The following is a 20,515-nucleotide window of genomic DNA, read 5'->3' as shown; positions in this document are numbered from 1 at the left end:
ATAGTCGTTTTTCTTAATATGCATATATAAACATAGGTGACTATGTGCACTTTCGCTAGGGACTCGCGTGAAGTACCAAAATCTATACAATATTAGTGAGGCTAGGTAATATACTTCTTCTTTGCGATGTATTACCTGCATTTAGCTAAACGGAACAGGATAAGAATTCTTTGAACGCCAATACGATATTAAGCCGATATGCTTCTGTTGCTGATGGGATAGCTCTGCTATTTTCTGACTATGTAGAAGTCATTATTCATGATTTAGAAAGTCAGTCCGTAGTGCATATTGCGAATAATATTTCTAAGCGGAAAATTGGCGATCCGTCGTCTCTTGATGATGTCGATTTTGCGCAGAATGAAGCGGTAATTGGTCCTTATGAAAAACTAAACTGGGACGGAAAGAAAATATGTTCCATTAGTATTGTCCTTAGAGATGATCAAGGCAGCCCTATTGGTATGTTGTGCATCAATATGAGCACGGCTCCGGTGCAAGCGGCTCAAGATGCGTTGGCACTTTTGCTTCCAATAAAGAACCTTATTCCACAGCCAGAGAAGCTATTTCATGATGATTGGCAAGATAAAGTAAATAGCTTTATTCATAGTTGGTTAGCGAGTAATAGCTTAACGATCTCGGCACTGTCTCGTCAGGATAAACGTGAATTGATTGAAGCGTTATTTGATCAAGGAGCATTCAACGGAAAAAGCTCGGCAGACTATGTGGCCAACGTGCTTGGGATGGGAAGGGCTACCGTATTTAACTACTTACGTGAAATCAAGCAGCTAAGAAAGTCGTGATGACAAAAATGCCCTTCTTTAGAGTATAAAGTTAAGGGCATTTTTTAGATAATATAAAAACGAATGGAGCATTTAACCATTCAATTCAGCAAGGAACTCCGAAGTCTTCTGAAGCCCATCTTTGAGTACTTGTGGGTTATTGGCATATCCGATTCGTACATAACCTTCCATTTCTAAAACACTTCCAGGTGTGAACATGACGCCTTTTGATTCAAGCAGACGTACACAGAATTCACGGCTGGACATATCAAGATCATATTTAAGTAATGCCACGGTTCCTGACTGTGGTTTTACGTAGCTGATTAACGGTTCATTAGAGATCCAAGCATCAAGAACCTCTCGGTTGGCTTGGCAGATAGAACGACTTCTTTCAAGGATCTGCTCTTTGCATTCTAATGCTATGCAGGCGAAGTGATCGTCTAGCATTCCAACGCTGATCGTATTGTAATCCCGATGGATAGTGACCGCGTGAATAACATCCGTTGGAGCCGCTATCCAGCCCAGTCTTAACCCTGCAAGAGAGAAGCTTTTAGACATACTTGCAGTGCTGATCCCTTTTTCGTACAGATCGGCAATGGACGCGGTGAAACCGTCTCCGGAAGCATCCGTTCCTCTGTAGACTTCATCACACAGTAAATACGCATCACAGGCACGAGCAATATCTACGATTTGTTTTAGAAAAGTTTCATCCATTAATGCGCCTGTTGGGTTATTCGGGTTGTTAATAGTAATCAGGCGAGTGTTGCTATTGGTTAGCTTTTGCAATTCTTCTAAATCAGGTAAGAAATTATTCTCTTCTTTTAGTTTTACTATTTGCACATCCGCACCGAAACTTTCGGGAATGGAGTAGTGCTGTTGGTAAGTGGGTAAGACTGAAACAACACGATCTCCCGGTTCTACCAGCGTTTGGTGAATCAGCGCATTTGCACCAATTGCTCCGTGAGTGATCAGAATGTTCTCTTTTTGCTGATTCTGATAAATCTCAGTGATGTTATTGCGTAAACGATCCGATCCTTCAATTGCTCCATAAGTGAGCTTCATTGGCAGTAACTCATTGAGAATCGTTTCTCGTTTTCCTGCCATGTCGAGCAATTGTTCAACAGTTAAAGATTCAACACAGGTTTCAGCCAAATTATAGAGACAAGAGTTTTCATACTCATTCATCCAAATTTCAACACCAAACTCTTTAATTTTCATATTACATTCCTTTATTCATAAAGTTTTAAAATCGATGGTCTCTATTATTTTTTGCTGTCTATCAGTTGCCATATACCATAAGCGATCGCAACATCTTCGAGCCCTAAGCCGATAGAGCGAAAGAACACAGGCTTCTTATAGTCTGGTAGCTGACAGCGTTGAGCAACAAGATCCGATAAGTCTCCAACAATGTTAGCCTTATCCCAACCGTGTTGATCTTTTGCCAATTTCATTTCCCCAGCACTTTCAGGTGTGGTTAATTTGTAGTCGCAATATACATCCATTTTGTTCAGTAACGCTGGTGGCACTTCATGCGCATTGACGGCATTCGTACTAATGGAAGTGATCAATGCCGATTGTGGGATCTGTTGTTCGGAAATGACAGCGCTTGCCGCAGAGGTACATAGCATAATGACATCGGCGTTTTCTGTGGCTTGACTAGAGTGTAAAGCAATTTGAATTCGGTTATCTATTGCTCGTATTTCATTTTGGCGAATGTCGTTATCAATTAATTCAGGGGCAAATATCGTGATGCGTTCCCACTTTCTTAACGAAATTACATGGCGAAGATGCGCTAAAGCGACGTTACCGGCACCTATTAATGCTAAATGAGAACTCTCTTTTTTTGCTAAGTAATCAATGGCTAATGCCGTGGTTCCTGCGGTTCGTTCAACTGTCAGTTGCCCTGAATCACAAAGCAGCAGTGGCATACCTGTCTTCATCGACATCAGGTGTGTCCAAGCGGTAATAATCGGAGCCCCATCAGTCACTATGTAAGGGGAAAGCTTAGCACCGAACACTCCTTGTTCAGCAAGCACGCCGAGGTAAGTGATGTAATCGCCTTTATTGTTAGGGAATGGTGTTAACGTTTGGCTAGGCTGTACTGCGTTATCACGAGCTAAAGATGAAAACAGCGTCTCCATGAGAGATTTAACATCTAGTTTAGGGAGAAGCGATTGCACCTCTTGGTCATTGAGGACGTAGGGAGCACAGGGTGACTCGGAAGTATTATTGGTCATTTGAGTTACTCGTTAGATTTTGTAATACCAATAATACTCATTAGTCTAAGCTATACTGTGAAGTCTATAGTGTTTTTGTGAATCTATAAATTTAAGGTTTCTATAGCTCTTAAGTTTCCTATCAATTGAAGCTTCCCATAAATTGAAAGTTTCCTGATGCTTTAGGCTATGAGTGAGTATCGAAAATCGGCTAACTCTCATCAATATGCTTGAGAACATAATCAACAAAAGTTCTATTTTTTAAAGACAGATGTTTAGATCGATAAAGTAAATGGATCGGTTTTGGCTTTGGAGTGGAATCTTTCAGAATTTCGATAAGCTGATTCGATTCTATCTCTTGTGTGACTAAAATCTTGGGTTGAAGAAGGATGCCAATGCCTTGAAGTGCTGCAAACTTTAAAACATCACCATTATTAGAGGTCAGCCGAGAGCTTGTATTGCTAAAGGTGTTCGACGGTAAGTTCATCACCTGTTGGCTTTCACCTTGATGATAGTGAAATCCTAAACAGTGGTGGTGTTTGAGTTCTTCTAATGAATTAATCTGCCCATGCTTTTCAAGATAAATGGGAGAAGCGCAGTAAGTCATTTCATAGTGGCCGAGCTTTCTTGCAACAAGGGAAGAATCAACAAGATCGCCAATACGAATTATCATATCTGCATCATTCTGATAAGGGTCAATAAGTCCGTTATCTAGCATTAACTCGATATTAAGATCTGGGTATTCTTCAAGAAAGCTTGCCACAATGGGAGTCAGAATTTTCTTGCCGAATGTTACAGGGCAGTTGACTTTAATGGTCCCTGTTGGTCGGTTGATTAACGTCTGAATCAGGTTTTCCGCGTTTGTTATATCTTCAATTATTCGATGGCACTCGCTGTAGTAAAGCTTGCCTGCTTCAGTTAAAGACTGCTTACGAGTCGTTCTGTGAATCAGTTGTGTCCCCAAGTTTTGTTCAAGAAAATTGACGTGTTTACCTACCATTGTCGGTGAAATTTGGAACTGATGAGCAGCACTTCGAAAGCTGCCATGTTCGACAATATAAGCAAAAATTTTCATGCTTGTCAGTTTGTCCATTATGCACTACCAGTTAATAAACAATAAAATATGGGGTAGTTTATCAATCCTATGAAGTTAATTATAGTTGAGCCCAATATTGAGAATAAATTTAACAACATAGGAAGTGATGATGAACGACACTATATTTGTTACGGCTGAGCTAAAAATGAAGACTCAGTTATCAAGAGAATCCGTTATTCAAGCGGTTGAACAATTTTGTGTCGACATGCAGGCTGAAGAAGGGTGCTTACAAGCGATGGCGACTTACGATGAAAAAGCCCCAGACAGAGTGATATTGTGGGAGCGATATAAAAATAGAGCGGCGATCGACGCACACTTTGTTATGCCACACACTCAAGCGTTTATTGCTTCAGATGTGACCTCATTAGTTCAAGTTTTTGAAACTCATCAAGCGGGAGAGGCAGCAGAATGAATTGGGGAATTTTAGGTACAAGTTTTATTTCTGGCGTCATGGCTGAAGCGATTAACTCAGATCCTGATAGCCATTTGTATGCCGTTGCTGGACGTTCAGAACAGAACCTGTCTTTATTTGCAGATCAATACTCCGTTGGCACTCGTTATACCGATTACGAAGCGCTATTAAATGATGATCTGGTGGATATCATTTACATCGCATTGCCAAACCACGTCCACCACGATTTTATAATCAAAGCCGCGCAGCGTGGAAAAGCGATTCTCTGTGAAAAGTCACTATCGGTTGATATGGAAAAAACAGAACTTGTCTTACAAGCCGTGAAAGAACATAACGTCTTTTTTGCTGAAGGGCTGATGTATTTGCACCACCCACTTATTCGTGAACTCGTTGCGGTTCTTGATTCGGGCGAGATCGGTGAACTGCGCTCCATTCAAACGTCGTACATCGCATCCATTGCTCAATTTGTAAATCCAGACGGTAAAGGCGCGTTATACAATTTGGGTTGTTATCCCGTGTCTTTATTGCATTTGGTAGCAAAAACTATGCTAGGAGAGCACGTTTTTGATAATCGCACACTCCATGCTATTGGAAGAAAAGGCTCGGATGGGAACCTTTGTGAATCTAGCCTTATGATGCGCTTTGGCGACCAGCAGACAGCAACGGTTCACACCGCAGAAGATCATGGATTAAAACACCACTTCACTATTCTAGGTAGCAAAGGGTGCATCACCATGAACTCTAATCCATGGCTGCCAAATAAAGAGAATGATTTCACAGTTGAAGTGTATGAAACGTCAAAGCGTAACGTTTCTGTTCCTGCGGATGGTGACGCCTTTTTGTATCAAGTGCGCCACGTAGCCAATGCAGTAAAAGCAGGAGAGAAAGCGTTATCTAACCCATGCGCGACTTGGGATGATTCGTATCGAATAATGCAACTGCTAACGGAATGGGAATCCGCCGCGACCAGCGAATAGTTTCCAACGTTTGATGTAGGCAAGCCATACTGCTAAAACGATATTTTCTCTTTAGCAGAATGAATAAGCGAAGGCAGAGTCGTTACAAGAGACTCTGCCTTTCGATTACTTAGCGCTAAATTGAGAGAATATTCGTTTGCCGAATACATTGATCAGAGCGCCTGTCACTATCAAACCGCCTCCTAAATAAGTCCAAATTGAAGGGACTTCATTAAATACCCATATCCCTAGAAGTGCAGAAAAAATAATCTGAACATAAGAGTAGGCTGAAGCTTTACCTGCGGCTTGAGTCTGCATCGCTTTAGTAAGACCGTATTGACCGATTTGGGTAAAGATACCAACTAAAACCAGCATGATGGTTAAAAAGAAGCTTGGCCATACGAAGTCATTCCAGATAAGTACAGTCGAGATCGGCAACGCGACCAATGGAAAGTAGAAAATAATGACGGAGCTATCTTCTGTTTGGCTTAGCTTCCTTACGATCACGTAAGCAATCGAGCTTCCAAATGCCCCGCATAAAGCGATGATTACGCTAAAGAGTGGCAATTCATGGGTTAAGTCAGTCGTCATGCTCGGCTGTACCATCACCAATAAACCCGCGAGGCAGAAAGCAATGCATATCATGGTGGAGTGTTGGACTCGCTCTTTAAGAAATAGTACACCGAGTAAAGCAGTAAATATGGGATGAACGTATTGTAAGATGGTTGCCTCAGCTAATGGCAACGTCGTTACGGCATAATACACACACATCAACGCGGTCGTCCCGACAAAGCCTCGAACGAAAAGCAGTGGTTTGTTGTTTCCCCAGATCGAAATCCCTTTTCTTTTGACATCGATATAGCTAATGATCAAAGAGACTAAAGCCCTTGCCGCCACAATTTCAAATACTGGAATACCGTATAGGCTAATGTACTTCACGCAAGCAGACATGAGCGCGAATCCAAAAGCAGAGAAGAGCATGAACCTAACCCCAACAGGGATTAGCGAAAAAGAGAAAGAGGGCATAAAAATATCAGTCAAGTTGTGGGTAGGTCATCATATCTTAGTTTTAGAAATTCAGCTTAAAAGTTTGCTCATTGAGATGCTCAGCCAGTAGCCATAACGTTAGGTCGTGGGTGCAATTTGCTATTATGATCTTGCGAGTAAAATGAAGGCGGCATTCATAGTGGTAAAGGTATTTGGGACTCTTTAATGTTGAGCGATTAAAGTTCAAGTAGCTGAAATTTAAGTGACTATAGTTTATGTGACTAAAGTTTATGTGACTAAAGTTTAAATGGCTATCGTGCTTATCTTGATGAACTTTGTTTGTCATAATAGTTTTCAGTTCGGTACTCCCAAATTGTATGGTGATGCCGACATTAAAGAAAAGATAGTTCTTATTGGACTTCATACTATAGAGGAAGTGCGATTCATGCTTTTGTTACAACGTGTCAGTGTCACCCTATTTTTAATCACGATTCTATCTGGGTGTGGATCACTTCCAGAAGAGATCGACCACCCAGCAGAGCCGATCATCACTTCGTCGACGAGCACATTATCAGAGTTGGTGAGTACTTATCCGCTTAGTCCTTCTAAACAAGAAAACAGTGCCGTCTTATTGCAAGATACGGGTTGGGATGCTCTCTCGCAGCGACTTGCATTAATAGAAACCGCAGAACAGAGCATTGATATTCAATACTATATTTGGAACTCTGATGCGTCGGGTCATTATCTCGCGAGCCGCTTACTTGCTGCGGCTGATCGAGGCGTTAAAGTGCGTGTCATGCTTGATGACATTAATCTTAATGAAAGAGAAGATCTGCTTGTTGCACTGGATTCACATCCTCAAATTGAGATCCGCATTTTCAATCCCATTCCTACTCGTCGTGGTGTCGCCAAATGGTTAAATGTATTAGGTGATTTTTCTCGCCTAAATCGCCGTATGCACAACAAATCATTTACCGTCGATGGTGCCTTTTCTGTTGTTGGCGGACGTAACATTGGGGATGAGTATTTTGATCTCTCAGATGAAATTAATTTCCGTGATCGAGATGTTCTCGTTATGGGCGCGGTTGTTGGCGATATCCAAATGAGCTTTGGACGCTATTGGGACAGTCGTTGGTCATACCCTGTCGATTTGTTAGGCGGGAAGGCGTCATCTGATCTGCCTGTATTAGATGAAATCTCAGCACCTCGTTATACAAATTATCCAGCATTACCTGAAGATAGTAAGACGGCGAATCTGCTTCTAAAAACACTGATGAGTGAGATGACATGGGTGAGCGCCCGTTTTGTTTCTGACCGACCTGTTCCAATTGATGCAGACAACACCAGCGAACCAAAAGCCACGGCTAAAGTATTAGCTGAGTTAGCGCGAGAATCTGATCAAGAGATACTATTGGAATCCGCTTATTTGATCTTTGATGATAACCAATTAGAGGAGTGGCAATCGCTTAACCGTGAAGGTGTTCAGATAAAAGCATTGACGAATTCGATGGCGTCTAATGATTTAACAACGAATCACTCTGGCTATGCAGGTCGACGAGATGAGATGCTTGATCACGGAATTGAGCTATTTGAGCTAAAACCTGAGACAAAATTGTGTGAAGTATCTACGGGTGATGCCTCTAAATGTGCGCCAACATTAGCTTATGGGCTGCATGCAAAATCAGCTGTTTTTGATAGACAAATCGCGAGCATTGGCTCTTTCAATTTTAATTTACGTTCTACCTATCTGAATACTGAGTCTGTTTTGATCATTGAAAATCAAACGGTGGCACAAAGCCTCGCAGATGATATTGAGCTGGCGATGAGTGAAGATAATAGTTGGCGTCTTAGTTTGTACGAAGGCAAGACGCGTTGGTATTCAGGGGATAATAGCTGGGAAAGTGAGCCAGAAACAGGCAAATGGGAGCGTTTCAAATCACGCTTCTTACAGCTATTACCGATAGAGAAATACTTGTAGGCTGAATATCAATATGAATATCACTGAAATAAAATTGGTTATGAATAATTGACGCTGTACTTAACCTGAATGAAATCGTTAGCAAAAGCCGTTGCTTGTGCCTGTTCTAATCTGATTACATTGGCCGTTTCGCCAAATAGAGGGATACCTTCTCCGAGTAACAGTGGGGCGCGTGTTATGGTGATCTCATTGATTAATTGTTTATTAAGAAAGGCTTGAATTGTATTACCTCCATCGACATACGCGTGGTGGTGTCCTTCATTTTCAAGCTTAGAGATTAAAGCGTTGAGATCCCCAGAATACATTTCAACGTGTTGCTTCACGTTGTCTGGAGCCTGCTTTATGGTGTTACTCAGAACGATGATACGAGTGTCACCATAAGGCCACTGTTCTGGCGTTAGTTCCATACTTGAAATCATTTCCATGCACTTTCGGCCCATGATCAAACAATCTACAGACGCCATGAATTGAGCAAATCCCATATCGGCTTGGTCACCCATATCTGCATTTGGGTTACCAGCAGTATGTAGCCAATCGACACTGCCATCATTTTTAGCGATGAAACCATCAAGGCTGGTCGCGATATATACGGAACACTTCATATTGTCGTCTCTTTTTGAGTTTAGAAGAACGAAGCTGAGCTGAGCCCTTGCTTTACATTCAGTATGGAATTAAATTATTCTACAGCGTAGAAATTAAAGTTATTTTAGTGAGAGAGTGAAATGTCTGTCAAGGAAAAAAAACGCGGTCGACCAAAAGGTGTGAGCAATCAGTTAAGTGCGGACACCATTATTGATATGGCCAAATCATTAATGAGAGCTGAGGGAAAAATCCCGAGTATCAGAAAGTTAGCATCACATTTAGATGTTGATGCGATGGCGATTTATCACTACTTCAGCAATAAAAATACATTACTAGAGTTGATCACAACGTCGTTGATAGAAGATATTTATGAACCTCAGGCGATTAACCATTGGAAACTAGAGCTGAAAGAGTTGTGCACCAGCTACTTAGCGTTGTTAAACAATTACTCTGGACTACTGGAAACACTTCTTGGTATGAGTTCTGATAGCCCCGCAGCAGTATTCATTGAGCGATTTCATGTGGTGGTAGCGCCATTAAACTTAAGTGATGAATCAACGAAAAATGCACTAGATTTACTGGTTGATTATCTTCATGGATTTGCACTTGCATTAAATTGTAGTGTTGACGTTTCGAAACTGAATATCGATATGTTAGAAGGCCCACTTAATATGTACTGTATTGCGTTGGAAAATGCATAGAAGGACAGCAACTTATCTCGTACTGGCGCGGCGGTTTTAAGATGACAACATTGTCCTGAAGATGGCGTGAACCAAGCTGCGTAGTTTCGTTTTGTGTGGGCGGTCTTTAGGCCGCCAAAGCTACATGCTATTGAAATAATCCCCATACTCACTAAGTAAACTCCGCGAACTTCTAAGCCGAAAACGCCCATTTTCGACCGTGGCATCGGTTATTCTATCAATTCGAAATAATCTAGGTGCAGCTCTCAGATAGTCCCAGCCTAAAAGATACCAAGCAGGCCAATTGAGTAAAATAAACTGCGGTTCTATGGTTCTTTTTGTCTCTACTTCTTTTTCTGAGACATAGCGAATGGAGAGCTTTTGCTGCTGAATAAATGCTTGGCTGACGTTATTCAAAAAAGGGTAGTGCGTATTCGTCACTGTATTGGCGACAGTTTCAGAAGCAACAGCACCAACTAATACACGCTTACGTAAGAGGTTGATGCGTTTTCTCTGCTCATCGTTTAGAAAGAAAGTGAGTTTATTTTTCACGCTCGATATGTTGTCACCCAGTATGGGGCAGTTCAACGAATCGGTCAGTGCGAGGGCCATTAAGGTATTTAAAATCTCTTCATCACTTAAAAAGAATTTAGGAGGACGGGCCATCCCTCTTAACTCAATCCCACCTCCAGCACCTCGCTCAGCATCAATATCGTAACCTTGTTGACGTAACAAAGTTATATCTCGCGAGATACTTCTCACCGAGACATTAAGTGAATCGGCTAATGCCTTCGCCGTCCATAGATTATTGTTTTCTAATAGACCAATAAGATTATCAAGCCGTTCTTGTCTATTTTGAAAGCTGCGCATTATTAATAGGCCATTTAGTGTCGTATTTATAGTTAGTATAACATTTCACCACTGATTGAGACAGATATGCAGCATTCGCTTTGAGTATGGGCATGACTTAATCAAATAATTGGAATGTTTAAATAGGGAATAGAGAAATGAAAACACTGATGACTGGTTTTACCGCCGTAGTTTTGGCTTCTTCAGTTAGCGCGGCATCGACATTTGAAATTGTGAATACTAAATTTGTAGATGGGGTGAATTATCAAGAGCAGCAAGAGGCGATGGAGAGCTTAAATACAATAGTGAAGCATTTCGATGGTTTTCAGAGCCGTCACTATTTTTATAGTGAGGAGCTAAATCGTTGGACTGATATTGTTGTTTGGGAAAGTGCGGAACTCGCTCAATCGGCAACCGTAAAAGCGATGGAAAACCCAAAGGCTCAGCAAGTCTTTTCTAAAATGGATATGGATAATACGATATTTTCACATTATCAATCGGTTGGGCACATCGAAGCGGAGTCGGTGGCTAAGTAGGGTTAAAGGGGATCTCTAGGTCTCAGTTTTAGTTATATATCTTTATCAATATCTCGAAGAGAGAAGATACGTTGACCGATCCATTCACTAAGGAGTGAAGCGAATGTCTCATTCAGAAACACGTTGTCTTTGTGGCGCTGTAAAAATCGTTGCAGAGGATATAAATCCAAAATTTACGGTGTGTCATTGCCAATCATGCCGGACATGGGGTGGGGCACCCTTCTTTGCGGTGAAATGCGGTTCAAAAGTAAACATTGAAGGGGATGACCATATCAAAATGTATGAGTCATCCTCTTGGGCATCGCGAGGTTTTTGCTCTGAATGTGGGACTCATCTGTTCTATAAACTTAAAGCAACGGGTGAGTACAACATGCCAGTAGGCCTGTTTCCGAATTTGGATGGGCTAGAGATGGATATGCAGTATTTCAGTGATATGAGGCCAAGCTATTATTGTTTCTCAAATGAAACCCAAGAGATGACAACTGCTGAGATCATGGCCTATTTTGCAGATAAAGTGTAAATAGATATTGTGAGGATCTGGGCACAAAACGATGATAAAGAAAGGCTGTCACTTTATTCGTTTCCGTTCTCTTGCAATAGAGAAATGCCATCGTTGACCCAATGAAGAAGCTGCTTGGTGGCTTTAGATAGAATCTGATTTTGCCGAACAATGTAGCCCAGATCGGTGGTCGGAAAGTCAGGTAATGGTGTGACCAAGGAGGTCAGGTGGCGTTGAGTGGATAGGGCGAATTCAGGAACGATGGCGACGCCAAATCCTGCTTCTGCCCAATCGATTTGTGCATCCACGCTGCCGACTTCCATCACTCTGTAATTGGAAAGGTTGAGTTTCGGTAACGCGTTATCAATGAGATCTCTTGTACGAGTATCATGACCGAGCAAGATTAAAGTTAACTCCTCGCCTTGTTCGGTATTTCGTTCAAATCCATCGCCGAATGCGACCCAGTTTACCTGCTGTAATTCGACAAAATGCAAAGGTTGTGTCTGTTTTTGGGAGATAACAAAACCCAGATCAGCCTCCGCATTTTTCACCAGTTTAGAAGCCTGTGATGATGTGGTGTTTAATAGCACGATATCGATACCCGGGTACTGGGCTTTAAACAACTTAAATGCCTCAATGAGTAACGCACGAGAAATAATATCGCTGGCCGCAATGGTAATCACGCCTTTATCGAGATCATTGAGAGCATTAAGGTCAGCTTGGCAAACCTGTAATTCTTGAAGTGTTCTTTGGCTACTTTCAAGTAACCGTTCGCCAGCTTGAGTTAAATGAAAAGGGCTTCGTTCAATGAGTTTGACGTTGGTGGCTTGCTCTAACTGTTTGAGGTGCAAACTCACATTGGGCTGAGTCATATGCAATGCGATGGCTGCTTTGCCAAAATGCTTATATTCCGCCAACGTAACAAATGTTTTAAGCCAATGGATATCGAGCATCGTTTACCTTTATGTGTGCGAACAAAATAGGTTGGTATATGAGTTTCTTATTAAGCTGATAATTATAATTAATTTCTCATATCTCATCAATGAGCCTAAGATCATTTCTTAATCAGTGAGGAGAATTATTATGTCGTCTATTGTTGTTGTGGGTGCCAATTGGGGTGATGAAGGCAAAGGCCGTATCGTTGACTTTTTAGCATCAGATGCTTCTGCCAGCATTCGTTTTCAAGGTGGTAATAATGCAGGCCATACCGTCGTTAATGACTTTGGTACCTTTAAATTGCATCAACTTCCAAGCGGCATCTTCAATCCAAGTTGTATTGCTGTTCTTGGCCCTGGAATGGTGATCAGCCCTGCCGCGCTGACAGAAGAAATTAAAGAAGTAAAAAGTGCAGGTGTCGATGTCAATTTGTGTATCTCTGATCGTGCAACGTTATGCCTTCCTCTTCATGCTTTGGAAGATACGCTAGAAGAGCTACGACTGGGTGATGCCGCGTACGGTTCGACTCGACAGGGCATCGCACCAGCCTACGGTGATCGTGTCATGAAAAAAGGCATCTTGGTCGGTTGGTTGAATCAACCAGAGGTATTAGAACAACGCATTCAGTTCATGCTGGATTGGAAACTACCTCAGTTAAAAGCGTTATATCCTGATTTCGATTACCCCCAAAGTGCGGCAGAACTTACTGCATGGTTATTAGAAGAGACAAAAGCTTGGAGACCATTTATTTGCAATGTCACCGAGCCTCTAAAAGCATTACAGGCCAAGCAAGCCAATCTATTATTTGAAGCGCAATTGGGGGCGGGTCGTGATCTTGTTTATGGCGAGTATCCGTGGACAACTTCATCTAATGTGACGGCGGCGTATGCAGGTATTGGTAGCGGTTTGCCTGCGCTAAGACCAGAGCGAGTGATTGCCGTTGCTAAGTCTTTCAGCTCATCAGTAGGAACCGGAACCTTAGTGACCGCGATGGAAGAGCAAGACAATTTCCGCGAAAGTTCGAATGAGTATGGAGCAGTTACAGGTCGCCCTCGTGATATGGGTTACTTTGATGCGGTAGCCACTCGAAATGGGGTTGAACTGCAAGCGGCCACCGAGATTGCACTGACCAAAATTGACTGCCTGACGGGTATGAAAGATCTTAAAATCTGTGTCGCTTATGAGGGTGAACACAGCGAAAACCCAATCTGGCCTCAAACTGCAAATCTTCAGCCTGTATATGAAACTATGCAGGGCTGGGATGAAGACATCACTGGTTGCCGTACGTTCGAGAGCCTTCCTCAAGGCGCGCAAGATTACATCACACGGATTGAAGCGTTAATGGGAGTGCCGATTGTTATGGTTTCAGTTGGACCAGAGCGTGAGCAAATGATCATTCGCTAGACGCTATATCGCTTTCAGTTGGCTGTTTTCTATATTGGCCTGGGGCTACACCGATCGTTTTCTTGAATCGTTTTGAAAAACTGAACACATCGTTGTAACCCAATTGCTCAGCTATTTGCTCTATAGACCATGTGGTGTGAAGGAGCAAATACTTTGCACGCTCCATTCGTAAAAAAATGAGGTGTTGTATAGGACTCCGTTGGAAGCGTTTTTGAAATAATCGGTGCAAATGAGGAGAGGAATATTGGAGCATTTCTGCCATGTCAGTGACGGTCCACGGAAAGTGCAGTCGTTTCTCTATATCGCGGATTAATTGATCCAAACGTTGGAATTCAGAAGGGCCAGATAAGGGTGCGCATAATGACTCTTCGAGGTAATGCTCCAACTGTTGCATGATGGGTTGTCGATGTGTCAGTGAACGCTCGTAGTAAATTAAACTCAGCGTGTGGAAGATCTTTCGGCAGCTATCAAGCCTGACAACGAGTGGGCGATCAGCACAAATGTTTCTCCAGCGAACACAATCCATAAGGTGAAACCAAACCATGGAAAAAGAAGTGGATGTTAACTCGATTATAAAGGGTTTATTGGCAGGCAACGTGACTAAATGGCATTTACTCACCGTTTGGTGACCATCTTCAGTGTAAAGCTCAAAAGAGCCATCAACGACATAATAGAGGGTATGATCAACAGGATTAGTCCGACCCACACGGTACTTACCTGCAAGATTTGATACACCACATAAACTGATTTCAAGTGCATCCATTTCAGGTGTCTTTGTGCTCTCAACAAACCTTTCGTTGCATTCGGGACCAATCTCCAATACGTCTTGCCATTCAAACATAAACTGCACCTATTTTACCAAATGATAGTTTTGGATAAAAACTGGATAGATTAAACCATAAATAAATAGGAAATATAACCTTATAATAGCCTCAAGATTTAGAGAGACTTCAAATATTCATCCATTAATTTTAGAGAGAAAAACTATGACTAACATCGAGGTTTTGGGATTTACATCAGCATTTTTAACGACAGTTTCCTTTCTTCCACAAGCTATTCAGGTAATTAAGACAAGAGACACGGCTTCTTTATCATTAGCTATGTACAGTATTTTTACCCTTGGTGTGGCATCATGGTTAATCTACGGCTTAGTGATTCAAGATAGTGCAATGATAGCTGCGAACATGATTACTTTCTTTTTGTCTGCCACTATTTTGGCTATAAAACTATATAATGAGTGGAAAAGCAGAGTGCAATCAAAAACCTCATGTGGATTGAATCATTCCGTGCAGAATTAAGCGCAATCCAGAATTCAGTTTGAAAAGTATTACATTGTTAGCGTTTGGAGTGGATCAGGGACTTATCTTGTACTCTTTTAATATTTGAACAGCAGTTAGTGTCAAACTTGGGTTTAGTTTGACCATTATGGCAAGACAGAAAGTAGGGGAAAGAAAAGGGTGATGTTTATTCCCTCAGCTTAGTGACAAAATAGACCTCAAGGCTAAAACGTTAAGATGAATGCTTTATCTTTGCCTTGCTGCAATAATTCAATGAACGCTTTGATTTTTGCTAGGTTAAACATATCTCTATGCACTAAGGCCCAGATAGGGAAATTCCAGTGTAAATGTGGTGCGATTTCAATTAGATCAGCATCATTTTTGACCACACTTCTTGGCACCGCACTAATACCGCAACCACTCTCCAAAGACCTAAACGCAACTTGTGAATTAGAACATAGAAATACAATGTTCTGTTCTGACACATTGTTGTGAATCCACTCATTCCACAATAGATGCGGCGGTCTACCTTTCATCGCAATAAATCGGTGAACCAATGGGCATCTATTTATGATTAATGTTTCGTTATGTCATTCCATCCCTGACAAAGCCATACAGTAATAGTTCAAAAACTCTGGAATAATTTCAGCATTAATGACTAGGTTCACTTTGAAAGCACTCTTTAAACCTTCTAGTCAGATCATATGTAAATATCAATTCTGGAGAGAAACATGAAAAAAATCATTCTTGCTGCTGCACTATCATTCCTTGCGACAGGTTGTGCTCAACAAACTTTTGTAATGGCACCTGAAGCAAGTACAACAAAGACAGAAGCGACATCAGAGCAAGCTCATCATTTCTTCATTAGTGGCTTAGCGCAAGAGAAGCAGATTGATGCAGCAGGCGTATGTGGCGGCGCAGATAAAATTGCAAAAGTAGAGGTTCAGGAAACCTTTATTAATGGACTACTGGCGACCGTGACATTTGGTATTTACACACCTCGCGAAGCCCGTGTTTATTGCAAGGCGTAAATCAGCCTAGTTAGCTTAATGCTGACGTTGTAAAAGTAACAAAACAGAACCGCGCAGAGCTGATTGCTTTGCGCGGTTTTTTGTTTAAGGCTGGCTTATGAGTACAGAGAATTATGGTGGAAACTCTAGCGCATTAATATAAATTGTCGTAAATGGATTTACCTAATCAATTGTGGACTTGGTTAGCTCAGATCTGTCTCGAAACATGTTTGCTTGCTCTCAATTATCACTTTACTAACGTATCATTTGATCTTTTTTTCCTAATGCATGTAGTGTGTCTATAAGATCGAGGGGAATATCAATCTTTAGGAGCAAAAGCTTTGTAGTCTTCTAAATTATCGTAAACCAAGCATTCTCCATTACTGACTGCTGTTAGCTTCATGTAAAGCCATCTAACCTTGTCTATGTTCGATTTTTGAATTGTGAGCGCTTCTTTTAAAGTGATGTCATAAAGCACAAGGTGTGTTGAGGTAGCAGTTATTAATCCATAGCATTTGCCTTTTCCTGACTCAGAGCTTTTAATCAAAACTAAATTTGGAAAAGCTTTATTGCTTATCCATTCTGAACGCTTCGCTGGTGTAGAGATGTCCCAAAAAAGGAACATAACTATCGTTCCACATAGAAGTAATGTAACAGAGCTAAAGAATCTGCGTGAACCAAAGTATGCCCTTGATAAGTTTCTAGAAAGACATACTTCATACAGCTCATTAAATGCATAAAGCGTTATACCTCCGTAAACAACAAACATTATCATTTCAGGGTATCGAAACAATATCATCGGGAGATCGGATGGTTGAGCTATAGTGAGATACTCAACGCCAAAATATTGCAGTGTTCTCACTTCCATATACACCGCTAGTATCTGAGAAGCCACTAGCCCAATAGCGGTTAGCATCCCCCAGTTAGTTTTAATTAAATCCAGTACAGGGTTCTTGCGCAAATCCATCGTTTATAGCCTACTTGTTGAAATTGATTTTTGCCTGCGTAGTTTGAGATTCCCCTACTGGACGAATCACCAACTGTCTTTCTACTCATTAACAAAAAAATCCAGAATGTATTTTAATCTATAGTCTCTGAGGTGATTTTGATGCCACTCGAAACTCTAGTCAGAATATTAGGATACTTGTGTTAATTCGAATTTAGTAGAAGTAGGTACACCCGTTAACACAGTTTTGTCCAAAGATGAGGTTTAATTACGACGCATGAGAGTTTGCTTTGTTTCACCGATGTCTTTCATTTTCAATTTGAGCAAAAAGAAAAAGCGAACCTTGTAGAGGTTCGCTTTTGAATTATTAAGAATTAACTAACTTAATTAGTTATCCTCAACTTGTTTCTTAATCTTCGTAGTTGTCGATACTTGGGCAGCTACAAATTAAGTTACGGTCGCCATATACGTTATCGACGCGATTCACGGTTGGCCAGTATTTCGCATCTTTCGCTGCATTTGACGGGAAGCAAGCCAGTTCACGTGAGTATGGGTGATCCCACTCTACAGACATTAGATCCGCTTGAGTATGAGGAGCATTCACTAGTGGGTTATTGTCTAGTGGCCACTCGCCATTTTTCACTGCTGCCATCTCTTCACGAATCGCAATCATCGCTTCACAGAAACGGTTTAGCTCTTCTAAATCTTCCGATTCAGTTGGCTCAACCATCAAAGTACCCGCAACAGGGAACGACATAGTTGGCGCGTGGAAACCGTAATCCATTAGACGTTTTGCAATGTCTTCTTCGCTAATGCCTGTCTCTTCTTTAAGTGGACGAATATCGATAATACATTCGTGAGCAACACGGCCGTTTGTACCGCGGTAAAGAACAGGGTAGTGAGGGCGTAAACGTTCCATCACGTAGTTAGCATTTAGAATCGCGACTTTCGTTGCGTCTGTTAGGCCCGGTTCACCCATCATTGCAATGTATGCCCAAGAGATAGGAAGAATAGAAGCACTGCCTAAATCGGCTGCAGATACGGCATAGTCACTGCCTTCAACGCCATTTTCGATATGACCAGGAAGGAAAGGTGCTAGGTGAGATTTAACACCAATTGGCCCCATACCTGGGCCGCCGCCACCGTGTGGAATACAGAACGTTTTGTGTAAGTTAAGGTGCGAAACATCAGAGCCGATGAAGCCCGGGCTCGTTAGACCCACTTGAGCGTTCATGTTTGCGCCATCAAGGTAAACTTGGCCGCCAGCTTCGTGAACCATTTCACATACTTCTTTCACTTGTTCTTCGTACACACCGTGTGTAGAAGGGTAGGTGATCATGATGCTTGCTAGGTTGTCTCTGTGCTTTTCGATTTTAGCAGCCAAATCAGCCATGTCGATGTTGCCATCTTCATCACACTTAGTTACAACAACTTTCATTGAAACCATAGAGGCCGTTGCAGGGTTCGTACCGTGTGCAGAGCTTGGGATCAAACATACATTACGATGACCTTCGCCACGGCTTGCGTGGTAGCGCTGAATCGCGATTAAACCTGCGTATTCACCTGAAGCACCTGAGTTAGGTTGCAGTGAGAAATCATCATAGCCAGTGATTTCACATAGCTTCTCTTTAAGATCTTTTGCGAGTGCCGTGTAACCTGCTGCTTGCTCTAATGGAGCGAATGGGTGGATTGAACCGAACTCAGGCCATGTTACCGGAATCATTTCCGCAGCGGCATTAAGCTTCATCGTACAGCTGCCTAGTGGAATCATACCGTGAGTCAGCGAGAAGTCTTTGTTCTCAAGCTTTTTCAGGTAACGCATCATCTGTGTTTCACTATGGTGAGTGTTAAACACTGGGTGCGTTAGGTACTTAGATTCACGACGACAGCTTTGTGGAATCGCTGCAAATTCATTGTTTGAAATTTCAGTTGAAAGCGCATTGACGTCTTCATCTACACCGAAAATGGCAAACAAATCTTGGATATCAGCGGTTGTTGTTGTTTCATCGATACTTACGCCTAATTGATTCTCAAGTTTGCGTAGGTTGATATCTGCTTGTTGTGCTTTATTAAACAGTGAAGTCGTGTTGTCGCCACTGTTTGGCGTATTAGTGTTAATAGTGATGGTGTCGAAGAAGCTGTTGTGAGCCAGTTCGTATCCAGATTTTGTTAAACCTGCCGCTAGAATTGCTGTTAGGTGATGAGTGCGGCGAGCGATAGTGCGTAAGCCTTCTGCGCCATGATAAACCGCATAGAATGAAGCCATGTTTGCCAGCAGAGCTTGAGCGGTACAGATGTTTGATGTCGCTTTCTCGCGGCGGATATGTTGCTCACGAGTTTGCATTGCCATACGCAGTGCTTGGTTGCCTTTTGTATCGATAGAAACACCGATAACACGACCTGGCATAGTACGCTTGTGTTTTTCACGAGTAGCCATGAATGCCGCGTGAGGGCCACCGTAACCCATAGGTACACCGAAGCGTTGAGCAGAACCGATAACGACATCCGCGCCCATTTCACCCGCCGGTTTTAGAAGAGCAGAAGCCAGAAGGTCTGTCGCAACCGTCACGACGATTTTGTTTGCTTGAGCGGCAGAGATGATATCGGTTAAATCGCGAACTTCACCTGTTGTACCTGGGTATTGAACCAAGGCACCAAATACGTCTTGCTCTACGAGTGTTTCAAGTGCGCCAACCATCACTTCAAAGCCGATGAACTCAGCACGAGTTTTTACAACTTCTAGTGTTTGTGGGTGAACATCGTCTGCAACGAAGAAGACTTGGCTCTTACTTTTGCCTGCACGTTTACATAGCGTCATCGCTTCGCCTGCGGCTGTTGCTTCATCAAGCAGAGAGGCGTTTGCGATGTCCATGCCTGTTAAATCCATTACCATTTGTTGGTAATTAAGCAGCGCTTCTAGGCGACCTTGAGATATTTCAGGTTGGTAAGGTGTGTACGCAGTGTACCAGCCTGGATTTTCCAGAACGTTACGCAGAATAACGTTAGGAGTAAATGTGTTGTAGTAACCTTGGCCAATGAAAGTGCGTTTGATTTGGTTTTGATTGGCAAACTGCTTCAATGTGACGAGCATGTCATATTCGCTTTGAGGCGCGGCAAGGGACATTGGTTTTTCTAGACGAATTTGAGCAGGAACTGTTTCATCGATAAGTGATTCAAGGCTTGTGGCGTTGATCATATCTAACATTTTTTGCTGATCTGATTTGTTCGGGCCGTTATGGCGGGCAACAAATTCGTTTTGAGTACCTAAGTCGGTAAGCAATTGGCTATGTGGCTGAGTCATGGCAATAATCTTCTCTTGGCTGGTCAAACAAATATTTCACACTCAATCTTTAGAAATGCGATTAAGAGAACGAC

General features: G+C 42.1%; 22 protein-coding genes. 11 read left to right on the top strand and 11 right to left on the bottom strand.

Going from position 1 to position 20,515, the window contains the following annotated elements; all coding sequences use genetic code 11:
* Positions 1-170 precede the first annotated feature (170 nt).
* Positions 171-797, top strand: a complete 627-nt coding sequence (locus tag L4C39_RS11240; RefSeq protein ID WP_017053454.1) for a helix-turn-helix transcriptional regulator — start codon at positions 171-173, stop codon at positions 795-797.
* Positions 798-869: 72 nt separating this feature from the next.
* On the opposite strand, the gene L4C39_RS11235 is transcribed toward L4C39_RS11240, so the two are convergent.
* From L4C39_RS11235 to L4C39_RS11225, 3 genes are all read right to left on the bottom strand, one after another.
* Positions 870-1,994: an aminotransferase gene (locus L4C39_RS11235; RefSeq protein ID WP_429745947.1), complete on the bottom strand. Its 1,125-nt coding sequence runs from the start codon at positions 1,992-1,994 to the stop codon at positions 870-872.
* 44 nt (positions 1,995-2,038) lie between these two features.
* Entirely contained in the window at positions 2,039-3,013 is a 975-nt protein-coding gene (locus tag L4C39_RS11230) for an ornithine cyclodeaminase family protein (protein WP_429745945.1), read from the bottom strand.
* Positions 3,014-3,203: 190 nt separating this feature from the next.
* Positions 3,204-4,085, bottom strand: coding sequence for a LysR family transcriptional regulator (locus tag L4C39_RS11225; RefSeq protein WP_429745943.1), 882 nt, complete (start codon positions 4,083-4,085; stop codon positions 3,204-3,206).
* A 112-nt stretch (positions 4,086-4,197) separates the two neighbouring features.
* Here L4C39_RS11225 and L4C39_RS11220 point away from each other — a divergent pair, with 112 nt between their 5' ends.
* A complete protein-coding gene (locus L4C39_RS11220) occupies positions 4,198-4,500 on the top strand; it encodes a putative quinol monooxygenase (protein ID WP_429746150.1) in 303 nt (100 codons plus the stop codon).
* Positions 4,497-5,477 carry a Gfo/Idh/MocA family protein gene (locus L4C39_RS11215; RefSeq protein WP_429745941.1) on the top strand — a complete coding sequence of 327 codons (981 nt, stop codon included), beginning with the start codon at positions 4,497-4,499 and terminating at the stop codon, positions 5,475-5,477. The genes L4C39_RS11220 and L4C39_RS11215 overlap by 4 nt, the downstream gene beginning before the upstream one ends.
* A 105-nt stretch (positions 5,478-5,582) precedes the next feature.
* Here the strand turns inward: L4C39_RS11215 and L4C39_RS11210 are convergent, their stop codons facing one another.
* Entirely contained in the window at positions 5,583-6,482 is a 900-nt protein-coding gene (locus L4C39_RS11210) for a DMT family transporter (RefSeq protein ID WP_429745939.1), read from the bottom strand.
* Between L4C39_RS11210 and L4C39_RS11205 the strand changes: the two genes are divergently transcribed.
* Together L4C39_RS11205 and L4C39_RS11200 are read left to right on the top strand one after the other, a co-directional pair.
* Positions 6,406-6,573 (top strand): hypothetical protein, encoded by a 168-nt coding sequence (locus L4C39_RS11205; RefSeq protein WP_429746167.1) that lies wholly within the window; start codon positions 6,406-6,408, stop codon positions 6,571-6,573. The two genes, L4C39_RS11210 and L4C39_RS11205, sit on opposite strands and share 77 nt — an antisense overlap.
* Before the next feature lie 315 nt (positions 6,574-6,888).
* Positions 6,889-8,421: a phospholipase D family protein gene (locus tag L4C39_RS11200; RefSeq protein ID WP_171755456.1), complete on the top strand. Its 1,533-nt coding sequence runs from the start codon at positions 6,889-6,891 to the stop codon at positions 8,419-8,421.
* A 38-nt stretch (positions 8,422-8,459) separates the two neighbouring features.
* Here the strand turns inward: L4C39_RS11200 and L4C39_RS11195 are convergent, their stop codons facing one another.
* The gene (locus L4C39_RS11195) at positions 8,460-9,023 is read right to left on the bottom strand and encodes a dihydrofolate reductase family protein (RefSeq protein ID WP_429745937.1); all 564 of its coding nucleotides are present in this window, start codon (positions 9,021-9,023) and stop codon (positions 8,460-8,462) included.
* Positions 9,024-9,143: 120 nt separating this feature from the next.
* Here L4C39_RS11195 and L4C39_RS11190 point away from each other — a divergent pair, with 120 nt between their 5' ends.
* A complete protein-coding gene (locus L4C39_RS11190) occupies positions 9,144-9,704 on the top strand; it encodes a TetR/AcrR family transcriptional regulator (RefSeq protein WP_429745935.1) in 561 nt (186 codons plus the stop codon).
* Between the two features lie 120 nt (positions 9,705-9,824).
* Here L4C39_RS11190 and L4C39_RS11185 read toward each other — a convergent pair whose 3' ends face one another.
* Positions 9,825-10,553, bottom strand: a complete 729-nt coding sequence (locus tag L4C39_RS11185) for a helix-turn-helix transcriptional regulator (protein ID WP_429745933.1) — start codon at positions 10,551-10,553, stop codon at positions 9,825-9,827.
* A gap of 137 nt (positions 10,554-10,690) precedes the next feature.
* On the opposite strand from L4C39_RS11185, the gene L4C39_RS11180 reads away from it, so the two are divergent.
* Complete coding sequence (locus tag L4C39_RS11180; RefSeq protein ID WP_429745930.1) at positions 10,691-11,068, top strand: hypothetical protein; 378 nt, start codon at positions 10,691-10,693, stop codon at positions 11,066-11,068.
* 103 nt (positions 11,069-11,171) lie between these two features.
* Positions 11,172-11,588 (top strand): GFA family protein, encoded by a 417-nt coding sequence (locus L4C39_RS11175; RefSeq protein WP_017053441.1) that lies wholly within the window; start codon positions 11,172-11,174, stop codon positions 11,586-11,588.
* 53 nt (positions 11,589-11,641) lie between these two features.
* Here the strand turns inward: L4C39_RS11175 and L4C39_RS11170 are convergent, their stop codons facing one another.
* Positions 11,642-12,520, bottom strand: coding sequence for a LysR family transcriptional regulator (locus L4C39_RS11170; RefSeq protein WP_017053440.1), 879 nt, complete (start codon positions 12,518-12,520; stop codon positions 11,642-11,644).
* A gap of 130 nt (positions 12,521-12,650) precedes the next feature.
* Between L4C39_RS11170 and L4C39_RS11165 the strand changes: the two genes are divergently transcribed.
* On the top strand, positions 12,651-13,907 hold the full coding sequence (locus tag L4C39_RS11165) for an adenylosuccinate synthase (RefSeq protein WP_429745927.1): 1,257 nt from the start codon (positions 12,651-12,653) through the stop codon (positions 13,905-13,907).
* Here L4C39_RS11165 and L4C39_RS11160 read toward each other — a convergent pair.
* The gene (locus tag L4C39_RS11160) at positions 13,897-14,748 is read right to left on the bottom strand and encodes a helix-turn-helix transcriptional regulator (RefSeq protein WP_017053438.1); all 852 of its coding nucleotides are present in this window, start codon (positions 14,746-14,748) and stop codon (positions 13,897-13,899) included. The two genes, L4C39_RS11165 and L4C39_RS11160, sit on opposite strands and share 11 nt — an antisense overlap.
* Positions 14,749-14,893: 145 nt before the next feature.
* Between L4C39_RS11160 and L4C39_RS11155 the strand changes: the two genes are divergently transcribed.
* The gene (locus L4C39_RS11155) at positions 14,894-15,205 is read left to right on the top strand and encodes a SemiSWEET transporter (RefSeq protein ID WP_017053437.1); all 312 of its coding nucleotides are present in this window, start codon (positions 14,894-14,896) and stop codon (positions 15,203-15,205) included.
* A 203-nt stretch (positions 15,206-15,408) separates the two neighbouring features.
* On the opposite strand, the gene L4C39_RS11150 is transcribed toward L4C39_RS11155, so the two are convergent.
* Positions 15,409-15,741 carry a LysR substrate-binding domain-containing protein gene (locus L4C39_RS11150; RefSeq protein WP_429745925.1) on the bottom strand — a complete coding sequence of 111 codons (333 nt, stop codon included), beginning with the start codon at positions 15,739-15,741 and terminating at the stop codon, positions 15,409-15,411.
* Between the two features lie 174 nt (positions 15,742-15,915).
* On the opposite strand from L4C39_RS11150, the gene L4C39_RS11145 reads away from it, so the two are divergent.
* Positions 15,916-16,215, top strand: coding sequence for a Bor family protein (locus L4C39_RS11145; protein WP_429745923.1), 300 nt, complete (start codon positions 15,916-15,918; stop codon positions 16,213-16,215).
* A 298-nt stretch (positions 16,216-16,513) separates the two neighbouring features.
* On the opposite strand, the gene L4C39_RS11140 is transcribed toward L4C39_RS11145, so the two are convergent.
* Positions 16,514-17,161 carry a hypothetical protein gene (locus tag L4C39_RS11140; RefSeq protein ID WP_429745921.1) on the bottom strand — a complete coding sequence of 216 codons (648 nt, stop codon included), beginning with the start codon at positions 17,159-17,161 and terminating at the stop codon, positions 16,514-16,516.
* A 388-nt stretch (positions 17,162-17,549) separates the two neighbouring features.
* Positions 17,550-20,441 carry an aminomethyl-transferring glycine dehydrogenase gene (gene gcvP, locus L4C39_RS11135; protein WP_429745919.1) on the bottom strand — a complete coding sequence of 964 codons (2,892 nt, stop codon included), beginning with the start codon at positions 20,439-20,441 and terminating at the stop codon, positions 17,550-17,552.
* Positions 20,442-20,515 lie beyond the last annotated feature (74 nt).

This window comes from Vibrio clamense (assembly GCF_050337905.1).
GTDB classification, from domain to species: Bacteria; Pseudomonadota; Gammaproteobacteria; order Enterobacterales; family Vibrionaceae; genus Vibrio; species Vibrio cortegadensis.
The sequence above is the reverse complement of the archived record's forward strand: the minus strand, read 5'-3'. Positions and strand labels throughout refer to the sequence as shown.

Excerpts from the sequence above, each read along its gene's own strand:
- L4C39_RS11185 (WP_429745933.1), bottom strand. The coding sequence starts at position 10,553 with ATGCGCAGCTTTCAAAATAGACAAGAACGGCTTGATAATCTTATTGGT.
- L4C39_RS11180 (WP_429745930.1), top strand. The coding sequence starts at position 10,691 with ATGAAAACACTGATGACTGGTTTTACCGCCGTAGTTTTGGCTTCTTCA.
- L4C39_RS11145 (WP_429745923.1), top strand. The coding sequence starts at position 15,916 with ATGAAAAAAATCATTCTTGCTGCTGCACTATCATTCCTTGCGACAGGT.
- L4C39_RS11235 (WP_429745947.1), bottom strand. The coding sequence starts at position 1,994 with ATGAAAATTAAAGAGTTTGGTGTTGAAATTTGGATGAATGAGTATGAA.
- L4C39_RS11190 (WP_429745935.1), top strand. The coding sequence starts at position 9,144 with ATGTCTGTCAAGGAAAAAAAACGCGGTCGACCAAAAGGTGTGAGCAAT.
- L4C39_RS11210 (WP_429745939.1), bottom strand. The coding sequence starts at position 6,482 with ATGCCCTCTTTCTCTTTTTCGCTAATCCCTGTTGGGGTTAGGTTCATG.
- L4C39_RS11220 (WP_429746150.1), top strand. The coding sequence starts at position 4,198 with ATGAACGACACTATATTTGTTACGGCTGAGCTAAAAATGAAGACTCAG.
- L4C39_RS11140 (WP_429745921.1), bottom strand. The coding sequence starts at position 17,161 with ATGGATTTGCGCAAGAACCCTGTACTGGATTTAATTAAAACTAACTGG.
- L4C39_RS11160 (WP_017053438.1), bottom strand. The coding sequence starts at position 14,748 with ATGTTTGAATGGCAAGACGTATTGGAGATTGGTCCCGAATGCAACGAA.
- L4C39_RS11175 (WP_017053441.1), top strand. The coding sequence starts at position 11,172 with ATGTCTCATTCAGAAACACGTTGTCTTTGTGGCGCTGTAAAAATCGTT.
- L4C39_RS11200 (WP_171755456.1), top strand. The coding sequence starts at position 6,889 with ATGCTTTTGTTACAACGTGTCAGTGTCACCCTATTTTTAATCACGATT.
- L4C39_RS11165 (WP_429745927.1), top strand. The coding sequence starts at position 12,651 with ATGTCGTCTATTGTTGTTGTGGGTGCCAATTGGGGTGATGAAGGCAAA.
- gcvP (WP_429745919.1), bottom strand. The coding sequence starts at position 20,441 with ATGACTCAGCCACATAGCCAATTGCTTACCGACTTAGGTACTCAAAAC.
- L4C39_RS11170 (WP_017053440.1), bottom strand. The coding sequence starts at position 12,520 with ATGCTCGATATCCATTGGCTTAAAACATTTGTTACGTTGGCGGAATAT.
- L4C39_RS11205 (WP_429746167.1), top strand. The coding sequence starts at position 6,406 with ATGAGCGCGAATCCAAAAGCAGAGAAGAGCATGAACCTAACCCCAACA.
- L4C39_RS11215 (WP_429745941.1), top strand. The coding sequence starts at position 4,497 with ATGAATTGGGGAATTTTAGGTACAAGTTTTATTTCTGGCGTCATGGCT.
- L4C39_RS11195 (WP_429745937.1), bottom strand. The coding sequence starts at position 9,023 with ATGAAGTGTTCCGTATATATCGCGACCAGCCTTGATGGTTTCATCGCT.
- L4C39_RS11155 (WP_017053437.1), top strand. The coding sequence starts at position 14,894 with ATGACTAACATCGAGGTTTTGGGATTTACATCAGCATTTTTAACGACA.
- L4C39_RS11225 (WP_429745943.1), bottom strand. The coding sequence starts at position 4,085 with ATGGACAAACTGACAAGCATGAAAATTTTTGCTTATATTGTCGAACAT.
- L4C39_RS11230 (WP_429745945.1), bottom strand. The coding sequence starts at position 3,013 with ATGACCAATAATACTTCCGAGTCACCCTGTGCTCCCTACGTCCTCAAT.